The 19058-nt window shown below is 55.4% G+C and carries 19 protein-coding genes; 10 read left to right on the top strand and 9 right to left on the bottom strand.

What is annotated here, in order from left to right; genetic code table 11:
• The first annotated feature begins 426 nt into the window (after nucleotides 1-426).
• Nucleotides 427-681, top strand: coding sequence for a hypothetical protein (locus tag PRJ_RS10805; protein WP_256597958.1), 255 nt, complete (start codon nucleotides 427-429; stop codon nucleotides 679-681).
• 57 nt (nucleotides 682-738) lie between these two features.
• Complete coding sequence (locus PRJ_RS10810; protein WP_104961363.1) at nucleotides 739-1035, top strand: hypothetical protein; 297 nt, start codon at nucleotides 739-741, stop codon at nucleotides 1033-1035.
• Nucleotides 1036-1134: 99 nt separating this feature from the next.
• Here PRJ_RS10810 and PRJ_RS10815 read toward each other — a convergent pair whose 3' ends face one another.
• The 3 genes from PRJ_RS10815 to PRJ_RS10825 are packed head-to-tail and all read right to left on the bottom strand — an operon-like array spanning nucleotide 1135 to nucleotide 2838.
• Nucleotides 1135-1554: a hypothetical protein gene (locus PRJ_RS10815; protein ID WP_158682558.1), complete on the bottom strand. Its 420-nt coding sequence runs from the start codon at nucleotides 1552-1554 to the stop codon at nucleotides 1135-1137.
• Nucleotides 1555-1613: 59 nt separating this feature from the next.
• Nucleotides 1614-2417 carry a hypothetical protein gene (locus tag PRJ_RS10820; RefSeq protein ID WP_104961365.1) on the bottom strand — a complete coding sequence of 268 codons (804 nt, stop codon included), beginning with the start codon at nucleotides 2415-2417 and terminating at the stop codon, nucleotides 1614-1616.
• Nucleotides 2418-2472: 55 nt separating this feature from the next.
• The gene (locus PRJ_RS10825; protein WP_104961366.1) at nucleotides 2473-2838 is read right to left on the bottom strand and encodes a histone-like nucleoid-structuring protein, MvaT/MvaU family; all 366 of its coding nucleotides are present in this window, start codon (nucleotides 2836-2838) and stop codon (nucleotides 2473-2475) included.
• A gap of 616 nt (nucleotides 2839-3454) precedes the next feature.
• Here PRJ_RS10825 and PRJ_RS10835 point away from each other — a divergent pair.
• Both PRJ_RS10835 and PRJ_RS10840 read left to right on the top strand, forming a co-directional pair.
• The gene (locus tag PRJ_RS10835) at nucleotides 3455-3760 is read left to right on the top strand and encodes a DUF6694 family lipoprotein (protein ID WP_158682559.1); all 306 of its coding nucleotides are present in this window, start codon (nucleotides 3455-3457) and stop codon (nucleotides 3758-3760) included.
• Between the two features lie 35 nt (nucleotides 3761-3795).
• Nucleotides 3796-4242 (top strand): TM2 domain-containing protein, encoded by a 447-nt coding sequence (locus tag PRJ_RS10840; RefSeq protein ID WP_104961369.1) that lies wholly within the window; start codon nucleotides 3796-3798, stop codon nucleotides 4240-4242.
• A gap of 389 nt (nucleotides 4243-4631) precedes the next feature.
• On the opposite strand, the gene atzF is transcribed toward PRJ_RS10840, so the two are convergent.
• The 4 genes from atzF to PRJ_RS10865 form a co-directional block, all read right to left on the bottom strand.
• Nucleotides 4632-7265, bottom strand: a complete 2634-nt coding sequence (gene atzF / locus PRJ_RS10850; protein ID WP_177429892.1) for an allophanate hydrolase — start codon at nucleotides 7263-7265, stop codon at nucleotides 4632-4634.
• A gap of 205 nt (nucleotides 7266-7470) precedes the next feature.
• Nucleotides 7471-8226 (bottom strand): IS21-like element ISPre4 family helper ATPase IstB, encoded by a 756-nt coding sequence (gene istB, locus PRJ_RS10855; RefSeq protein WP_034000379.1) that lies wholly within the window; start codon nucleotides 8224-8226, stop codon nucleotides 7471-7473.
• A 20-nt stretch (nucleotides 8227-8246) separates the two neighbouring features.
• Nucleotides 8247-9761, bottom strand: a complete 1515-nt coding sequence (gene istA / locus PRJ_RS10860; protein WP_034000381.1) for an IS21 family transposase — start codon at nucleotides 9759-9761, stop codon at nucleotides 8247-8249.
• Between the two features lie 186 nt (nucleotides 9762-9947).
• Nucleotides 9948-11258: a hypothetical protein gene (locus PRJ_RS10865; protein WP_177429893.1), complete on the bottom strand. Its 1311-nt coding sequence runs from the start codon at nucleotides 11256-11258 to the stop codon at nucleotides 9948-9950.
• Nucleotides 11259-11726: 468 nt separating this feature from the next.
• On the opposite strand from PRJ_RS10865, the gene PRJ_RS10870 reads away from it, so the two are divergent.
• The 6 genes from PRJ_RS10870 to PRJ_RS10895 all read left to right on the top strand — a co-directional run bounded on the left by PRJ_RS10870 (nucleotide 11727) and on the right by PRJ_RS10895 (nucleotide 17544).
• Nucleotides 11727-13025 carry a hypothetical protein gene (locus PRJ_RS10870; RefSeq protein WP_104961371.1) on the top strand — a complete coding sequence of 433 codons (1299 nt, stop codon included), beginning with the start codon at nucleotides 11727-11729 and terminating at the stop codon, nucleotides 13023-13025.
• Nucleotides 13026-13363: 338 nt separating this feature from the next.
• A complete protein-coding gene (locus PRJ_RS10875) occupies nucleotides 13364-13573 on the top strand; it encodes a helix-turn-helix domain-containing protein (protein WP_104961372.1) in 210 nt (69 codons plus the stop codon).
• Nucleotides 13574-14207: 634 nt separating this feature from the next.
• Nucleotides 14208-14483: a hypothetical protein gene (locus tag PRJ_RS10880; protein WP_020191344.1), complete on the top strand. Its 276-nt coding sequence runs from the start codon at nucleotides 14208-14210 to the stop codon at nucleotides 14481-14483.
• 84 nt (nucleotides 14484-14567) lie between these two features.
• Nucleotides 14568-15728, top strand: coding sequence for a nitrogen regulation protein NR(II) (locus tag PRJ_RS10885; protein WP_104961373.1), 1161 nt, complete (start codon nucleotides 14568-14570; stop codon nucleotides 15726-15728).
• A 5-nt stretch (nucleotides 15729-15733) separates the two neighbouring features.
• Complete coding sequence (locus tag PRJ_RS10890) at nucleotides 15734-17179, top strand: ATPase domain-containing protein (protein ID WP_104961374.1); 1446 nt, start codon at nucleotides 15734-15736, stop codon at nucleotides 17177-17179.
• A gap of 11 nt (nucleotides 17180-17190) precedes the next feature.
• Nucleotides 17191-17544 carry a response regulator gene (locus PRJ_RS10895; RefSeq protein ID WP_010954660.1) on the top strand — a complete coding sequence of 118 codons (354 nt, stop codon included), beginning with the start codon at nucleotides 17191-17193 and terminating at the stop codon, nucleotides 17542-17544.
• A 39-nt stretch (nucleotides 17545-17583) separates the two neighbouring features.
• Here PRJ_RS10895 and csrA read toward each other — a convergent pair whose 3' ends face one another.
• A complete protein-coding gene (gene csrA / locus PRJ_RS10900; protein ID WP_012051904.1) occupies nucleotides 17584-17781 on the bottom strand; it encodes a carbon storage regulator CsrA in 198 nt (65 codons plus the stop codon).
• Nucleotides 17782-18034: 253 nt separating this feature from the next.
• Nucleotides 18035-19057, bottom strand: coding sequence for a DNA topoisomerase IB (locus PRJ_RS10905; RefSeq protein WP_010954658.1), 1023 nt, complete (start codon nucleotides 19055-19057; stop codon nucleotides 18035-18037).
• Nucleotide 19058 lies beyond the last annotated feature (1 nt).

Consider the following 19058-nt stretch of genomic DNA (forward strand, 5'->3'; position numbering starts at 1 on the left):
ATACTTGTAACTTTGGCACAAGGACGAGGTTTGTCAGCAAAAAGGGCAGGGGAGAATTATTTTAAGAGTATGCGTCTGATATACCCGCCTGTAAATTCAAGGGTGGCAGCATGGTTTTCCTGTTTTTTTTGTTTTCAAGGGGTGGGGTGCAAAAAAATAGTTGTTGATCGGTTGCGTGCTCCATTGCAATACTTAACTTGATCCACGGTAAACCACAAGGGAAAAAGATGGCCAGATTTAGATACCTGTACGACCCGCAATGCGCTTATGGCGGTTATTCATACGAAGCAACAACTGATGGGGAGGTTGTGCATATTAAAGTCATGACGCCAAGATCAAACAGCTTTAAAATTGTAAAAAGGATTAGCAAGGAGCGATGGGATGCTTATGCTGATAAGTATGGCCTGAACGACCCGTATTATTGGAATGATCCTGCGCCGATTGCCAGGCTTGCAAATTCTGACGATGATGATCCTCGATTTGATTACTAAGGGTAAAAAACCCAGGCCAAAGACCCAGGCTGAGATCGAAGAAGAGAAGTTTATCTCAGCCGTCAATGCTCTAAAAACCCTCCAGGCGCCCCCTGGAGGTTGCATCAGCATCGACCTGGAAGAGCTCCGGGAGGTGATAATTGCAAGCCGGGAACAATGCAAGGGGCTGGTGAGGCGGAATGGCGGCTGAACTTATGGCGGATAGTTATAAATACATAGTTAAATAAAAAATAAGAGGAATTATCTTATGCATCTTACCAATAATCAACTTGTTGAAAAATATCACGGATACGAGAGTTTTACTTTTGCCGCTGGCGAATTGCTGAGCTTGCCAGGGAAGTTAAAGATTTTGCAGGAAATCAACCCTGTGAAATCTGTGATTTTGAAATTAATGCTGAATAAAGATGACCAGATGTTATTTGTTGTTTGCCAGCACGGTGAGACTGTCGGGCGCCTAAAGCTCCCAAGGTCAAGTTATCCTTTGTTGCTGCGGGCGGTTTGGAATGCCGCCAAGGCCAGCCCGAAGAGCTTTGCGATCAGATAAACCAAGGGAGTTGGTGCGCCAGGATGGCCATTGAGCAGTTTGACAACAAATAGGGCCCGACAGAGGCCCGTTCTTCATTTCTGGTGTACCGATTATATTTCAATTCGTCCCGGTCATGAGAGTCATGATTTTTTCATAAAATTCGTGCTCTGAGGAGCTAACCATGGCCGCAGGACAGTGTTCTGCAAGATGCTTGGCATCCACTTTCCACTTCTTATACCAAGCATCAGCCTCTCCAACGTAAACCCTTGGCCTACCTTGAAACTGGTCTGATGTTATGTCGATGACAATGCCGTCAAGCTCAACCCATGCGTGTGTGGCCATAGCACGATTTGCGCGTACGTAAAGAAAGACACCGATTCCCAACGAATTTAGATATTCGCCAAGCATGTCGGACATTACCCCGCAGCACCCTCTCGGAAAGCCACGCATGTGCTCCGGTGCTCCACCAGCTTCAAAGACTTCGTCAGCTGCATCTCGGAAGCGCTCAACGATCTCAACTAACGATTCATTAGTCATGAATCCCCCTGGATATAAAAATGGCAAATCAAGGCCCTGGGGCTCTGCGGCCACCAGTTTTAAGGATTTGCATCAAGTGATGATGACTTTCCTGGTAAGGCCATCCATGCGTCCACCTCAAGCAGGAACAGCGCCATACGGTTGGCCAGTGTCATCGCATAAGCCCTCATTGCCTGGCAGTATTCAACGTACCTGTCGTTACTCTCATCCATGCCGGTAGTTGGATGGCCGAAGGCGTGCTGCACCTCGAAGCATCCATCGAGACCAACTGGCTGGTTATTGAATTCTTCATGGAAGAGTCTGGCCCTGTCAGTAAGCTGAAGCCACTGCAGAACATGCTCCGGGGATATCGTAGTGGCGAGAGGAAGAACAGCCCGGAACTCATGAATTCTCGAATCCATGCAGGCCAATCCACACCGTAGTTTGTAATAGTCACTGACCGTAAAGCCCTTCTTGATTAATCCGTTCAGGTATTTCCAGTGTTTGCTCAGGTTTGACCTATCGAGGATACCTACGTCATTCAGGCTTATAAGATCAAAGTGGCCGAATGTTCTCTCATTTTCATAGGCATCGACCACTGACGCTATGATGAGATTCAAGGTGTGAATGGCCGACTTTTCGCGCTTTACCTTCGGAACAAGATCGATCAGGACATAGAAGAAGTACGCCGCAATTAACCCTGTCAGCAAGTCACCAACGATGTCTTCGAACGGCTTCGACTGAAGCATCGTGATTAACCCAGGCCAGTCCTTCATCACCTCCGGCACAGCAAGCTTGATCTTCACCATCAACAGGCAAGCAAAGGCAATCCAGGCGCCGATGAAGAGCCTGCGTTCAAATTTGTCCTTCAGAAACTCAAGCATTCCCTTTCCTCACGAAAAAGGGCCCCGCAGGGCCCTGATTTTGTACTCAACAGTATTACTTAGCCAACCAGCTCTCGACTTCGTCGCTACCCCACTTGGCTTTCCACTCTTTCAGGATCTTGTGGTTGCCGCCTTTGGTCTCAATCACTTCCCCATTGTGTGGGTTTTTGTACTGCTTGACTTGGCGGGGCTTGCGAGGGGCTTTGCTCTCGACTACTGGGGCGCGACGGCTGGCTGCCTGGGGATCCAGGATAGCGATTACGTTGCGCAGGCTGTAGCCATATTCGCCCAGGAGGTCGCGGAGCTTTTGCTCAAACTCAATTTCTTTTTTCAGCGAGTCGTCATTTTTTAGGGCTTCGAGCTCTGCGAGCTGAGCGGCCAGTTGTTGCTCTAGGGCACGGAATTCGGCAAGGCGGGACATAAGTATCCTTTGATGATTTGGGTATATTTAAAGAGGGTTTTACACAGATAGTAATAGCCAAGTCAAGTAAATCTGCTTTAGATAACCCTGCTTGTTTCATCACGCTCAGGCTGACTTATGATCCCAGAGATCGGAGACGAATGCCTGAGCTCACAAATGCTCTGCACACTGCACTTAAAGACTATACCCCACTCAATAACTGCCGCCGAGCTATCGGTGGCAATCGTGACCATCCAGCAATACAGGATCTGCCAGGAGCTTTTTGGCTACAAGCTTGTGGGTGTTTACAGGGTCAGCACTGGCTAAATTTTGCTCATTGGCTTAGCTCCGGCAAGACCTTGGGAGCACCTTGCCCACGGCAGCTCCTAAAACCTAACGGTGTTGTGGTGAGCCAGCGCGGAACCGAGTCACCAGGTGGTGACTGGGATCACGCTTCTGGACAGCATGAAAGCTCGGGCAGAGGCTCTACATCAGTACTCCATGGTGACTGTAACAAAAAATAACGATAGGATGCCGCTCGCGGAGATGTCATTTCGCCATCGCCAGGGTTTCAGGCACGAATGGCACCGCAGGTATGCAGCCCAACTACAACCCTCAGATACTCAAGGAAGACTTTGTGAACAAAGCAAAACTCATAGCTGCCGCAGGCCTCGCAATCTCAATGGCCCTGCTGGCTGGCTGCGGCGACAAGAAAATTGATGGCAGTTCTGACGCGAACTTCCAGAAATCTGCGAAGGCAATTTACGATAGTCTCCCGGACGAAAAGAAAGCAAGCTTCGGCATGGCGCTCGCCCAAGGCCAGGCTCTCGGCATACACGAAAAGGGTCAAAGCTTCGCTCAAGCACTTGACGGGAAAACCGCTGACGAAGCAATTGCCTTCATCAAAGCAGGCGTTAAAGAGAAAACAACCTTCAAGTGGTAACCCCCCACATTACTCTTAATGTAAGGAAACAAATTTTGAAAGGCACTATTCTTAACTTCAATCCAGCAAGCCGCGAAGGTATGATTTCCGGCGAAGATGGTAATCGTTACTCGTTCGACGCTCAGGAATGGAAAAGCGCCGTCGCGCCTGCATCTGGCAGCCAAGTCGATTTTACGGTTAGCGGTGCTACTGCTACTGCAATCTATCAAGTTTCGAGCAATACACTAAATGGTAGTTCAAAAAAACTCCCAGCTGCGCTCTTGGCATTCTTCCTGGGCTGCTTTGGTGCTCACAAGTTTTACTTAGGCTATACCGGCCAGGGCCTGATAATGCTGCTGGTGTTCTTGTTCGGCTTTATTTTGGTCGGCATCCCTTCGCTGGTAATTGGCGTGATAGCCTTTATTGAATTCATTATCTACCTGACAAAGTCCGAAGAAGACTTTGAGCGCACTTACGTTATCGGCAAGAAGGCCTGGTTCTAAGGGCGCGAAATAGCTCGATGTCTTGAGATATTAATTCTCGGCATCGAGCTATTTTAAGTATTAAGGTCGTAACTTGCGACCTTAATATCGCTGTCTCCATACCCAAGCTAAACGACCTCGATTGACAATCTATCCTCGTTGTCAGCAAGGCTAAACTCGTTGCGTAGGATGCCCCGGCGTTTCATTTCCTGCAGGTAGTCCTCCCTCGACAGGTCACCCATCGTGCGTGCACTGGCCAGGGCTGTGAGTTCTTCTGGATTGCTTGTGATGCCATAAGGCTCTCATCAAAGCACAGGACGCGGACTCTAAACCCCTGGGCCAGCAGCGTTGCAGGGAGGGTGTTTTGGATGTGGTCTTTTAGCCAGGCTTCATCTGCGCAATGCTTGTACTCAATCTCCGCCCCCGTGGGCATCGACGTCGACGCGACTGAACAGATTGAGCACCATCGTCAGATCGCTCAAGCCCAGCCCCCACTTGCCCATTTCGACGAGCAGGTTGTCCGCGCCGTTGCGGAAGAAACCATTGCGCAACTCCTGGTAACGGCCGTTACCGTATTTCTCTACGACCTCCTGAGCGCAAAGCACGCCACCGATGCTGTCACTCCAACCACAGGTATCACGAGTGATTGCAGCGAGCACCCGCCCCATACCGGTCAGGAATGAGCCCAGCTCCGTGCTCGGCATCTCCCAAACCTCCACTGCGATGGCGACGCCCCCTTCCTGCACCCGCACCATCCCGGGTCGTTTCACAGGCCCGCCGGCAAGCGCGTAGAGCTTGTAATGGGGGGAGCTGCTTGTGGACTCCAGCAACCGAGCCCCACGATGCTGGAGCTGCCAATTGAGCGCGAGCCCATCCAGATGGGCACCACAAACGACCAGGCGGGCCATGTCATTGCGAGCATCGATCGCCGGTGCTTCGAATCCTTGGTAGGCGTTTGCGAGGCTCAGCAGGTAGTGGTCAGTGAATGCCCGACCGAATAGCGTGATCCCCCAAGGCAGGTCGTTCTTCATGACACCGCTGGGCACAGCAACGGCTGCGTAATCGAGCAGGTTCATGAAGTTGGTGTAATAGCCCAGCTCAGAGTTGCGCTTCACGGGTTCATCAGCGAGCTCGGCCAAGGTCACGGGGCGACCAATTGTGGGCGTAAGCACACAATGCAGGTCTTTCAGGACTTCATCACATTTGGCCTTGAGCATCTGCAACCGATACTGAGCACGGAACGTATCGACGCCGCTTACCTTCGGGCCTTTCTCAAGCACCGCATGAATGACTGGCAGCACGGCTTCTGGGTGTACCTGCGCGAGCTCTCCCACCACACTGTAACGCTCGGCAACCCACGGGCCTTCGTACAACAAGCGGGCAGCTTCAAGGAATGGCGAAAGGTCGATGGTGACCGGCTCTCCCCCCAGCGACTTCAGTCGCTGGATGGACGCTTCAAACAGGCCAGGCCCCTCGCTGCATCCAAAAAACTCCAGGTCGCAATCGCGTGGGATACCAAACCGGAAGGAAGTGATGCGCCCGAACGCACTGCCATCATTCCAAGCAGGGTTGGCTCTGCTGTATTCGTCCGCAGGATCTTGCACAGCAAGCAAGGCCAACAATTGGCTGGCCTCCCGTGCTGTAGCCGTAAATGTAGTGACGCAATCCAGCGTTCGGCATGCAGGTACGACTCCAGCAGTCGAAATCAGCCCCCTTGTTGCCTTCAACCCTACAAGCCCATTGAGGGCTGCAGGTACGCGACCTGAACCTGCAGTATCGGTACCCAGGGCGAAACTGGTGATACCCAGCGCCACGGCCAAAGGTGATCCGGCGCTTGATCCACCTGAGGGGTAATCACGATTCACACTGTTCACGCATGCACCGTATGGTGATCTCGTGCCATTCAGCCCTGTCGCAAATTGATCAAGGTTGGTCTTGCCTAATGGAACGGCCCCGAGGTCGATCAGCCGCTGGACGACGCTGGCCGAGCGCACCGGGATGTAAGCATACGCAGGGCAAGCCGCCGTGGTCGGCACGCCTGCCAAATCGATGTTGTCCTTGATGGCGAAAGGCACCCCATACAAGGGCAAACGCTCAATAGGCGTCGACTCCAGCACCGCAAGGTACGGCTCAAGCTCCTCAGCGCTCAGAAGATGTATGAACGCGTTGAACTGGGGGTTGATGGCCTGGGCCTTGTTACGCAATGCCAGAATCAGTTGGCGAGGGCTCAGGTCGGCCTCGATCACTGTGACCGGACAGACGAAACCACCCAGGCTTGGGCCGTCCGGGCCCAGAATCACCGGCATGTCGCCCGTAAAATCCACGGCCCCGATCGCATAAGGATTGTCATGGATGTTGGAGGGATGCAGCCCAGCCTCCCCTCCGTCGGCGCGCACCCACTCGGGTTTTGGCCCGATCAACCGAACACCGGTGCGGCTCGAATTGAAATGCACTTCCCACTCTGTGGCGAAGAATGTCTCGATATAGGCCGGTGTGAAATACTCGGGCGCCCCATGGGGGCCGTAAATCACACGGATCTCTCGGCTCGCCCCCAGCGGCTCCTGCTCTGGCAGTTGCCTGCCTGCACTTGAGTCAGTCAAGCGGCTGATGTGCAGCACATCCCCCGCGCGCAAGGCTCGACCTGCGTGACCGCCAAACTGCCCCAGGGTGAAAGTGCTCTTGCTGCCCAGATACTCCGGCACCTGGATGCCTCCACGTACACACAGGTAGGCCCTGGCGCCAGCACCAACGATCGTGCCGATGCTGAGTACCGAACCAGCCTTGATCATCAGTGCAGTGTTCATCGGCACGACGTTGCCATCGATCAGTACCGGAATAGCTTTGAAGCCGGTGAGGGCTGTCTCAGCGTATACAGCGGCCCGCACCTTGGCCTTAGTCTCGTCATCGATGTTGAGGCTGGTGAGGGCTTGATCGACCATTGCACGCTCCTTTTTAAAAGCGACTTCAACGACCTCGGCCTTGCTGTAGGCAGACGCTTTGATGCCCACTACGAACAACCCAGCCGTGCGGTTGCGGCGAAGCATCTGGATTGCGTCTTTTGGTACAACGTGCCCCTGAAAGAGCCCAAAATGCGCGGAAAAGTGACCAGAGGTGATTGAGAGTGCGGATTCCACGACACTTGGACACTCAGCCCACGATCATTTGGACACTCGTTCCATGCTCACTTGGACACCTGATCCACGTCCACTTGGACAGGCAGTCGGAGCGCAGCGACGCAGGTTTGCATTGTTAGTCTGAAGTCTCTGTCGCCGTCAATTTCGTTGCGCGTCTGCGCATCGATTCGCCCTTCAGTTCGATCCGATAAGCGTTGTGCACCAGCCGGTCGAGGATCGCATCGCCCAAGGTCGGGTCGCCGATCAGCGCATGCCATTTGTCCACCGGCATCTGGCTGGTGACCAGCGTCGAGCGGTTGCCGTAGCGGTCGTCCAGCAGTTCAAGCATGTCGCGCCGCTGCGCAGCGGTAAACGGCGCCAAGCCCCAGTCGTCCAGGATCAGCAGGTCGGTCTTGGCATAGCCGGCCATGAGTTTGGCGAAACGGCCGTCGCCGTGAGCCAGGCCCAGCTCCTCCATCAAGCGCGGCAAGCGCAGGTAGCGCACGCTGTAACCGTCGCGGCAGGCCTTGTGAGCCAGCGCGCAGGCGAGCCAGGTTTTGCCTACGCCCGTTGGGCCGCCGATGATCAGGTTCAGGCCGTCGCGCAGCCATTGGCCGCTGCCCAGTTGCAGGATCAGGGACTTGTCCAGGCCGCGTGGGCTGCGGTAATCGATGTCTTCCAGGCAGGCGTTATGGCGCAGTCGTGCCAGTTTCAGGCGGCTGCTCAGACGCGTGTTTTCACGTTCGGTCAGCTCGCGGTCGACCATCAGGCCGAGGCGTTCGTCGAAGCTCAGATCATTGATATCGGGCGTGGCGTGTTGCTCGCTCAGCGCCTTGATCATGCCGTGCAGGCGCAGGGTTTGCAGCTTGTCGAGTGTCGGGTTGGGCAGCATTTTGGTGCTCCTTTTTCAGGTCAGTGGTAGTAGCCAGGGCCGCGCAGGTTGATGTGTTCGTCGGGCAGTAGCGGCAGGTTTTGCTGGGACAGCGGTAGCTTTTCCAGCCCTTGGCGCAGGATCGATTCAAGGCTTTTGTAGCTGCACGCGCCCAGTGCCAGCGCTCGCTGGCAAGCGGCTTCCAGCCGCTCTTCGCCGTGCTGCTTGCTCAGGCGCAGGATGCCCAGGCAGGCGCGGAAGCCGTGCTGAGGATGGATTCGGCGCTCAAGGATGTAGGCGATAACGCCAGCGGTGTTAGGCCCGGTCTGCTCGGCCCAGCGGATCAGCCGTTGCGGTGTCCATTCGGCGTGCTCCCGGTGGCTCTTGGGCATGTGCTCGGTTTGGGTGGTGTGGCGGCCTTTGTGCAGCGAGCGCAGGTGACTGGCCACCCGCTGGTTGGCGTGGAAGCACTCGACGGTCTTAGCGGTTAGCCGCACTTCGAGTTGGTGCTTCACCAGCTGGTACGGCACCGAGTAGTAATGGCCCTCGACCTCGACGTGATAGTCGATGTGCACCCGCGCCTTTTTCCATTCGGCGTAGACATACGGATGTTCTGGTAGCGGTTGCAGTGCGGGTTGGTCGATGGTCTCGAAGGCCGAGCGGCGTGAGCCGGGCAGCTTCTTGAAGGGCTTTTGATTGAGGCGTTCGAGCAGCAGGCTGATTGCCGTGTTGAGTTCTCCGAGCGAGAAGAACTGGCGGTTGCGCAGCACTGCCAGGATCCAGCGCTCGACCACTTGCACACCCACTTCAACCTTGGCTTTGTCCTTGGGTTTACGCGAACGCGCGGGCAGTACGGCTACGCCGTAATGCTCGGCGAGATCGCGGTAACTGGGGTTGATGTCCGGCTCGTAGCGATGCGCCTTGGTGACGCCACTGCGCAGATTATCGGGCACCAGGATCTGCGATGTGCCGCCGAAAAAAGCAAAACAGCGGGCGTGCGAGCCCAGCCAGTCGGGCAGTTTCTGCGACCAGGTGGCCTCGGCAAAGGTGTAGCTGGACGCGCCGAGGACGGCGACGAAGATCTGGGCCTGACGGATTTCACCGGTCTGTCGGTCGATGATGGGCGCGGTCTGTCCGGCGTAATCGACGAACAGCTTTTCGCCGGCACGGTGCTCCTGGCGCATGACAACGTCGACCTTGGCGGCCCAGAGGCGGTAGTGCTCGCAGAACCAGCTGTATTGGAAGCCTTGCGGGTGAGCGAGTCGATATTCCTGCCAGAGTAGGGCCAAAGTGACGCCGGGGCGGCGTAACTCGGCATGCGCCCAAGACCAGTCAGGCATCGGACGTTGATCGCTGGGAACTGTTGGTGCTGGAGGGAACAGGCATCGCTCCAGTTCGGCATCCGATAACAATGTCGGCCAACTCAGCCCGCAAGCGTTGAAACGGTGCAAGTAATTGCCCGCACTGCCGCTACTGATGCGCAGGCTGGCGGCGATCTTGCGCACGGACAGGCCAGCGTCGAACTTTAGACGTAGTACCTCTCGGATTTTACGCATGGATATACGCTCCACGATGACCTCTTCGCTTCGAGAAAAGAGGTCGATGGTAGTGAATAATCCTGCGTTGCTGCCTGCCTGAGCATGGATCGGATCAGTGGAACATCACTGTCCAAGTGCTTGTGGAATCAGTGTCCAAGTGGCCGTGGAATGAGTGTCCAAGTGGCCGTGGAATGAGTGTCCAAGTCAGCGTGGACTGGGTGTCCAAGTGCGCATGGAATCCCCAATTGAGAGGGCAGAGGTGATAACCGGGCTGTAAATCACCACCCTATGAGCTGTCGTGTTTGGGTCTGCAATAAATGCGGCTTGGTCTGGCCACTTAGCGGTATCAGCGGTAATGACCAAGGGGGCAGTGCCGTTCTTTTTTTCGATCACCTTCGCAATGGCGTTGGCTTCTTTAACCGCGTCACAGGCGATCAGCACGTTTCTTGGCTTTTGCGTGCTTGTTGCTGCAGCGATAGCCATTGCACGTACCTGGTCGATCCCGGCAGTCGCGATTTTGATGCTGGAGTGGTTTTGCTTGACGGAAAACACCCTGGCATCGCCAATCATTTTGGAGCAGCGGCTGTCGATGTCGGCATCGCTCATAATCACGTTTTGAGCTTTTTTGACGACAAAATTGAGTGTCTCCCAGACCGCCTGACGCTCCCTGACTTCTCCGCCCAGGACGTGAGAGATCACCTGCGTGGCCTCGTCGATCACTACAAGGTCTGCAGATTCTGCAAATGCCTTGAACTGACTGTTCGCGAGTGAGTTAACAACGATCTTCAAGCCTTGAGCATGCTCAATAATCGATGGCCTGACGCACTCGTCATAGCTCACCATTCCAGGGATTTTTGCGATGTTTTTGTTGATTGAACGGCGATGGGTGATAAGCAGCACCTTTTTGCCAGCGTCAAGGTATGACTGGATTACCGGCTCAAGTATTTTTGAGGTCTTGCCATATGCGGTAGGCAGATTGAGCAGATATTTGCCGCCCTGCGCCAGGATCGCGGCTCTAATCGATTCAGCGCTTTCCGGGACTTCGACGGTTGCGTCCAGCGGGTTTGACCTGGCATTCATTTCATCCGTCATTTTAAGCAGCTTGCGGGAGATCAGTTTCTTGCAGACCTCTACATTGCGTCCGGATGCTTCCGCGAGCGCAGCGGCTTTAGTGTCAAGAGCGCCAGATACAAAGGCGTCCCGTGCGATTTCGAAAGCTGCGCGGTCGAGCGCTTCGTCGCTGCCGTCGTTTTTAGCGATAAGCAGGGCCAGGTCAATCTTGCGCATGTTGTAAATGCACTTTGTAATTTGACCTTGAGCTTCGGAATGCAGCCCCGATGCAGTCCTGTAAGCAATTGACACCGCGCCAAGAACATTTCCCTTGATCGAAATCAGGCGGGTGTGTTTTGGGAAGTCTACTTTAGACTGAGACGCGATTTCGAGGGCGTTAGAGTCGTTAGTGATAACTGTCACTTCTTGAGTTGACTCGATGGTGGTTGCGTTGTTTTTAGGCATTGTGCTTTCCTTTTTCTTTTTTGGGGTCTCGCACCCCGATGTACTTAGTATTAAAAATGAGCAAAAGGTGTTGCAAGCTAAATTGCAAAGTTAGTTGAAATAGTTAAGTTTGGTATATTTGGCGTGGTGTGATTCCAGGTTTTTCTTAACCAAGAGTTTTATGGGTGAACCCCATGTGCCTGCCCATCCTCGTTTACCCCATCTACCCCTACTGCCTCTTTATATAAATAAAAAATATGGGGAGGGTAGATGGGGTCGTAGATGGGTTGTGGGATAGCAAACAGCTTGGCTAAGAAAAACTTTTTGTAAACCCCCTTGAAGCTCAACTAAGCTGAAATTGGCGGAGTTAAGCTCACCTCAGCTCACCTCAGCGCAAATAAGCTCAACTAACTGTTGCACACACCCTTGCTCATTTTTAATACTAGCTACATAGGGCCTGGAGAGAGCCCACAAATAAAGGTAAATGCCATGGTCATTAAATACGCAACGCAAACGACCGCTGCAACCGGATATGTAGCAAATCAGGAGACAGACTCACTGCTCGCGCTTTATAAAAGGCATTTTGAGATGCCAACAGTTCTGGTTGAGAAAACGAATGCCAAGACGTTCGTGCCGGCCACTTTTAGGCTCCCAACCCGCAACGATAATAATGTCGCATCATCCGGCTTGATCATTTTTGACATCGACCAAAAGCTCGGGGAGGGCTATGACGACGATATGATCGCCTTGGAAGAAGCTGAGGACGCTTTGCTGGACATGCGCCTGGAGCATTTTATATACACAAGCCACAGCCACACCCTCCAGGCCCCGCGCTTTAGGATCGTCATTGCTGTGTCCAGGCCGTATTTTCCGAGCGAGCACAACACTATCTGCGCAGCGATGCTGGAATCCCTGGATGAGTTCCTCGACGGTAGGTTGCTGCGAGCAATTGACCCATGCTGGCGAGTACCGTCCCAGTGCTACTACGTCTACACTACTCACCCTGATCGCCACAGCCACGCAATCAGCTTTTATAATCCTGGTAAACCAGCAGACGTCGACGAACTTAAACTCCATCAATCCCAGTACGGCCTTGTGTCCGAGTACAAACCAGGCGCAGCTCGACCAGCAACTGGTAATACTGGCACTAGAGGGCGCTCGTACGATCTCAATAGGATTGTTGGCGGGATGATTACCTCGTCGACCGAAGCTGAGATCGCAGCAAGGTTGTTTGAGTACGACAACACCGCTCACGCAGGAAATGAATACTTTAGAGACATGCAGTACCCGCGCAACCGACCAAAACCAGGTGAGTCAGGTGATGCCGCAGCCTGGCGCTCTTGCCAAATTTTCGCTAAATCGCATATCAACTCGCTGAAGCGTAAGTTCCGCAAGCAAGTCGATACCACTATTGTCGTCAAAAAAGCTTCTTCGACGGAGCCAATGCCGACACATGACGCAATGATCAAATTCAAGTCTTTTAACGGCAAGCCGACGAAAAGCGGTGGAGAGACGGTACTGCTTGAGTTGCAAGTAATGTCGGGCGAACATGCAGGCCGTCATTTCTGGCATCGCCTCTACGGGAGCGGCAATCACGAAGTAGCTATTAAAATTAGCAACACGACAATCCAGAAAATTTCGAAGGCGACAAACATCCAGATGGAGTCACTCAAAGACATCATTAAAGCCGATGGCAAAATCATTAAAGCCAGGATTAAGCTAAAGCCAGGAATCGGTGGATACAAACCTCAAAATGAGATCGGAGACATACACTTAAATCAGCTCTGATTTGATAGCAAAAAAGGAATTAAATTACACACTTAGTTATAGTTACATGGTATAATTTTATCAGTGACGCGGGTTTACCTCCTTTTCCCCGCGCCGCACCCCAGGCCCGCCGGCTCTCTCGCATCCTCCGGCGGGCTTTTTTTTGCCTTTTTTCCGGGGGTGGACGGGGCGGAAAAGCCCGTATTTGCTGGGGTTACGGTCGATTTAAGGGTATGCTATTGACATACTCTTCGATTTGTGTAGTTGACAGCGGCTGTCGAGATAATTTAGCGTAAATTGACATCGGGAGGGGCATGAGAGCGCCCGGTGGTTTGTCAATTTCACGAAATGGAGTCGAGATGGAAGTCAAAAAGATTGCTAGACAGGAATTCCTGAGCGCGGACGAAGCCGCTGCGGTGCTTGGCGTGTCAGCGGACACTCTGCGTTTTTGGCGTTATACAAATAAGCACGTTGAGGAAATCCCTCCGTTTAAGCATGTTTCTCGCCGAATTTTTTACCGTACCGCTGACGTCATGAAGTTTTCGCAAACGATGTACTGCCCAGCCTAAGTCGCCAGGCAAACGCTAGAGCACGACGCTCGCCCCAGGCCTCCGGCATGACGCCCAGTCCACCAAGAAGCCCAGCACTGATCTGGGTTTTTTTGTGCCTGGCAGGTGGGGTTTGGGAGGCGCTTGGTAGCCGACAAGCGGTCAAAAAATATTTTTCAAAAAGATGAGATTTTTCTGCCAAGAGGGGCGATGAGCTGCTGGGAGCTGACGAAAGCTTAGGAAAGCTGGGGGATTTTTAGGGTGCAGCTACCAAATCGCTACCAAGCGCTAAAAAACGGGCAAAAATGATGAGGCGATAGGATGGGAACTGAAAAGCTGGAGGCCTTGAACGGCGGGGCTTGCAGGGGATTTTGGAGGGGCTGGATCTGGCGAAAAATGGTGTTGACACTCAGCAGATTTTAAGTCTGCTGTGTATACCAATTCCACCACACTCGCACGCTTGAAGGGGTCGCAACGACCAGCTCGCTTCTAAGCAGAAGGGCTTCGCAATCAAGCGCGCTTTATAACCCATTGTTATAGTTGAGTCAACTGCAGCGCCTATGATCAACAGATAGAAGGGTGATCGAACCGGCAATTGACACCGTGCTGTCGTTACGCCACTGTTGCCCATCATTGGATCCAAGAGTGTAGCGTGATGACTCAGGGCCGAGTTGGCGAAGGTGTGGTGCGTCCACGGTTATTCTGGCGGCTGTTGTTCGCGCAGGTGCTCGTGCTGGCTGCATTTCTTTACATCAGCCTGATCAGCCTGGGCGGTTATCTGTTGTTGCTGGGCTTCGATGCGGAGCACTCACAGCAGCAGCGTATGTTGGCCCTGGCCGGCGGTGGTATGATCATGCTGCTCAGCCTGTGGTTGCTGAAAGTGGCCATGCCGCGATGCATCAGCCCGACACTGGCCGAGCCGGAACGCTGACTGCCTGTAGTCGTTCAGCTGTCTACTGGCAGACACTCCGGGCTACGCTCATTTCCTCCCTCCTGCTGTGCCAGTGGAGTTTGCATGGTTTCAGCTGACTGCCTCGACGCTTCCGTCATGCCCGCCCATCGTTACGAACAGCTGGTTCAGTCGGTGGTGGATTATGCCATCTACATGCTCGACCCTTCTGGCCATGTGGTGTCGTGGAACGCAGGCGCGCAACGGATCAAGGGTTACCGTAGAGATGAAGTGATCGGTAAGCACTTTTCGTTGTTTTTCACGCCGCAGGACTGTGCGGATGGCCGCCCTGAGCGCCTGCTGTGCCAGGCGCTGGAGCAGGGTGTGGCGCAGGACGAAGGCTGGCGGGTGCGCAAGGACGGCACGCAGTTCTGGGCCTTGGCGGCACTGGATGTGATCCGTGATGAAAATGGCCAGATCATTGGCCTGGCCAAGGTGACTCGCGATATCACTGACCGTCGCGAGTCGGCGCTGCAGCTCGACGCAGTGCGCGCCCAGCTGTTCCAGGCGCAGAAGCTTGAAGCCCTCGGCCAGTTGACCGGTGGTCTGGCGCACGACTTCAACAACATGTTGACCATCATCATCAGCTCGGCGCGCCTGGCGCTGGCCACCCAGGACCCGGCACGCACCCAGCGCATGTTGCAACACATCCTCGATGCCAGTCAGCGTGGCACCGAACTGACCCAGCAACTGCTCAGCTTTGCCCGTCACCGCAAGCTCGATGTGGCCAGCGTTGCCCCGGCAGACCTGGTTAACGCTACGCGTGGCCTGCTTGAACATGCATTGCCAGGCTCGATTGACTTGAAGGTGTTGCTGCAACCGGACCTGCCGTTGATCGAGGTGGATGCCGGGCAACTGCAGATGGTGTTGCTCAACCTGTTGTTCAATGCCCGTGATGCCATCGACGGGCATGGCCGCATCAGTCTGACTGTCGATGTGGTCGAGCTGTTCGGCGAAGTTGAAGGGCTGAAGGGCAGCTTCGTGCGCTTCGAGGTGGAAGACAGCGGCGAAGGCATACCCACAGAGATACTGCCGCGTATCTTCGAGCCGTTTTTCACCACCAAGCCTTTCGGCAAGGGTACAGGCCTGGGGCTCAGCCAGGTCTATGGTTTCGCCCGGCAAAGTGGCGGTGCCATTTGTGTCGACAGCAAGCCTGGCCGGGGAACTTGCATGCGACTGTACTTGCCAATGTATCAGGACCAGACGGATAGCCCACTCGACAGGTAGACAACATGGCACAGGCACTGAAGCGGCTGGTAACGGGGATCGACGGGCTCGACGCGTTGCTCAAGGGTGGCCTGATAGCTGGCGCCTCCTACATTATCCAGGGGCCGCCGGGGGCCGGTAAGACCATCCTCGCCAATCAGCTGGCCTGCGGCCACGTGCGTGGCGGTGGTCGCGTGCTGGTGGCCACTTTGCTGAGCGAGTCGCACGAACGCTTGTTCCAGTACCTGTCCACGCTGGACTTCTTCGACCCGGCGCTGGTCGGTGACAAAATCCAGTTCGTCAGCGCCTTTGATACCCTTGAGCAGGACGGGCTGGATGCGGTGGTGCGGTTGCTGCGCCAGGAAATTGCCCGGCAACAGGCCAGCCTGCTGATCGTCGACGGTGTGCTCAATGCCCGGGTACGTGCGGAAACCGCACTGGACACCAAGAAGTTCGTCTCTGAGCTGCAGGGGCATGCGGCCTTCGCCGGGTGCACCGTACTGTTGCTGACCAGTGCCCGGCTCGACGAGGGCAGCCCGGAACACACCATGGTCGATGGTGTGATCGAACTGGGTGAGCAACTGGTCGGCAGCCGCGCCGTGCGCCATGTCCAATTGCGCAAGACCCGCGGCAGTGGTGCGTTGTCGGGGCGTCACGAATGCCTTATCGATGAGTCCGGCATGCAGGTCTATCCTCGCCTGGAAGCGTTGTTCAGCCACCCCAGCCAATTGGGCAGTGGCACCTTGGCGCGTATCAGCAGCGGCGTACCAACTTTCGATGAAATGCTTGGCGGTGGCTTGGCCACCGGGTCAGTCAGCCTGTTGATGGGGCCTTCGGGGATTGGCAAGACATCATTGGGCCTGGCCTTTCTGGGTGCCAGCACCCCGCAGGCGCCGGGGTTGCATTTCGGCTTTTACGAAACACCCGAACGCCTGCGCAGCAAGGCCGCTTCGCTCGGTTACGATTTTGCCGCGATGGAGCAGGGCGGTAGCTTGCAGCTGTGCTGGCAGCCGACCACCGAGGGCTTGCTGGACCAGGTTGGCGCGCGATTACTGGAGCGTGTAGCGGCGCAGGGCAGCAAGCGCGTGGTGATCGACAGCCTTGGCGCATTCAGCCGCCTGGCTATTGACCCGACGCGGCTAAATGCGTTTTTCCGCGCGCTGGCGGGTGAGTTGCGCGCGCGCGATGTCAGCGTGATGCTGACCTGGGAGATGCGCGACATCTTCGGCGCGGAAATCAGCGCCCCCGCGCCGGACCTGTCGAGTATCGTCGACAACCTTATGCTGATGCGCTTTGTCGAACTGGACTCGCAACTACGGCGCATGCTGTCGGTCCTCAAGGTGCGTGACAGTCACCATGACCCGGCCTTGCACGAGCTGCTGATCGGGCCGCAAGGCATTACCTTGCGCAAGGCGTTCGAAGGTGCCTGCGGTGTGCTTTCGGGAACGCCGACGCCGCAGGAGAGCGGGTGACGGACGAGCCGATGAACACCATCCTGATTGTCGATGACGAGTACCTGATCGCCGATATCCTCGGTTTTGCCCTGGAAGACGAAGGTTTCCTGGTGGAAAAGGCGAGCAATGGCTGCAAGGCACTGGAGGCGTTGAAGGAAAAACGCGTGCAGCTGGTGATTACCGACTACATGATGCCGCTACTCAACGGTGAGGAGTTGGCGCGTGCCATCCGCGAGGACCCGGCGTTAAGCGAGTTGCCGGTCATCCTCATGAGCGGCGCACAGGCCAGCCAAGGATGCCCGGCCCTGTTTGCCGCAATATTCGACAAACCGTTCGACATGGATGAGATGATCGCCACGGTGCATCAGTTAATAGGCACCTGAGGCTGGCGGTCGAGCGCATCCATGCCCCTCGGGTGACGCTCAGTGTGAGTCTTCGTGTTTCTCCGGAGCCGGGCTGCCGGCCTGGATGCGTTTGAAGATCTCTTCTCGATGGACCTGAACATCTTTCGGTGCATCGATACCGATCCTCACCTGCATCCCTTTGACGCCCAGAATGGTGACTTTGATGTCATCGTTGATGACGATGCTTTCGCCAACCTTACGGGTGAGTATCAGCATGTAGTTCTCCTTGGTGATGTATAAGTCCGCTGGGCTAGTTGCCGCGGCGGCGGGAGCTTGTCCCTCTTCCTTCTCATTAAAGACGCTTTCGGCGGATAGTAATTCCCCGACAGACAAATTCTGTTGCGTGTCTTCAGTTGCAGGTGCCAAATCAAACCGTCAACGGTTTGTCGGCCAAGGTGCTCGCTGGCAAGAATAGGGGGGTTGGCGGCTAATGGGAAATTTCTTCGCATCATGGGCTGAATAGACAAGCTCAATGGTCCTCCTGTTCCTCGAGTGCCTGAAGAAACAACAGCAAGGCCACTTCCTCCGGGTCCAGGCCTTTGCGCACACGGTTTTTCGGCAAATTGGCCAGGCGCCCCAAGGCATAGTGCTCCAGAACTGCCGGGTGGATGTAGCAGCGCCGGCACACTGCCGGCGTATTGCCCAGGCGCGTGGCTACCTGGCGGACTATTGCGGCGACCTGACGTTTGGCTTCACTCTCCGGCTCCCAGGCCAAGGGCTTTAGCAGGTTCAATGCCAGGCTGCTGCCGGCCCAGGTGCGATAGTCCTTGGCAGTAAAGTCGGCACCGGTCAACTGCTGCAGAAACTGATTGACCTCGCTGGAGCCGACACTATGGCGCTGGCCATCTTCATCCAGGTACTGAAACAGTGCCTGCCCAGGCAGTTCCATGCAGCGTTTGAGCAGGTTGGCCAAGCGCCGGTCGTTGAGGGTGACGTTGTGTTCGACGCCGCGCTTGCCGCGGAACTGGAAGCGGATAGTGCTGCCTTTGACCTGCACATGGCGATTGCGCAGGGTGGTCAATCCGTACGACCGGTTATCGCGCAGGTAGCGCTGGTTGCCGATGCGGATCAGGGTGTGGTCCAGCAGGCTCACCACCAGCGCCATGACTTTTTCCCGGTCCAGCCCTGGCCGCGCCAAGTGGGCTTCCAGCTGTGTGCGCAGCTTTGGCAGGGCTTGGGCGAACGCAAGCATGCGCCCGTATTTGTGCTGGTCGCGCAGTTCGCGCCACTGTGCGTGGTAGCGGTACTGCTTGCGGCCACGGGCATCGCGGCCGGTGGCTTGCAGGTGGCCTTGCGGATCGGCGCAGATCCACACATCCGTGTAGGCCGGGGGGATCACCAATGCGGCGATGCGCGCAAGGGTTTCGCTGTCGCGTACCCGTTGGCCATCGGCATCCAGGTAGATGAAACGGTCGCGCCAGCGCCGACGGGTCAGGCCCGGCTGACTGTCGTCAACGTAGTGCAGGGTGCGCGGCAGGGGGCAGTCAAGCATG

The organism is Pseudomonas sp. XWY-1 (assembly GCF_002953115.1).
GTDB classification, from domain to species: domain Bacteria; phylum Pseudomonadota; class Gammaproteobacteria; order Pseudomonadales; family Pseudomonadaceae; genus Aquipseudomonas; species Aquipseudomonas alloputida.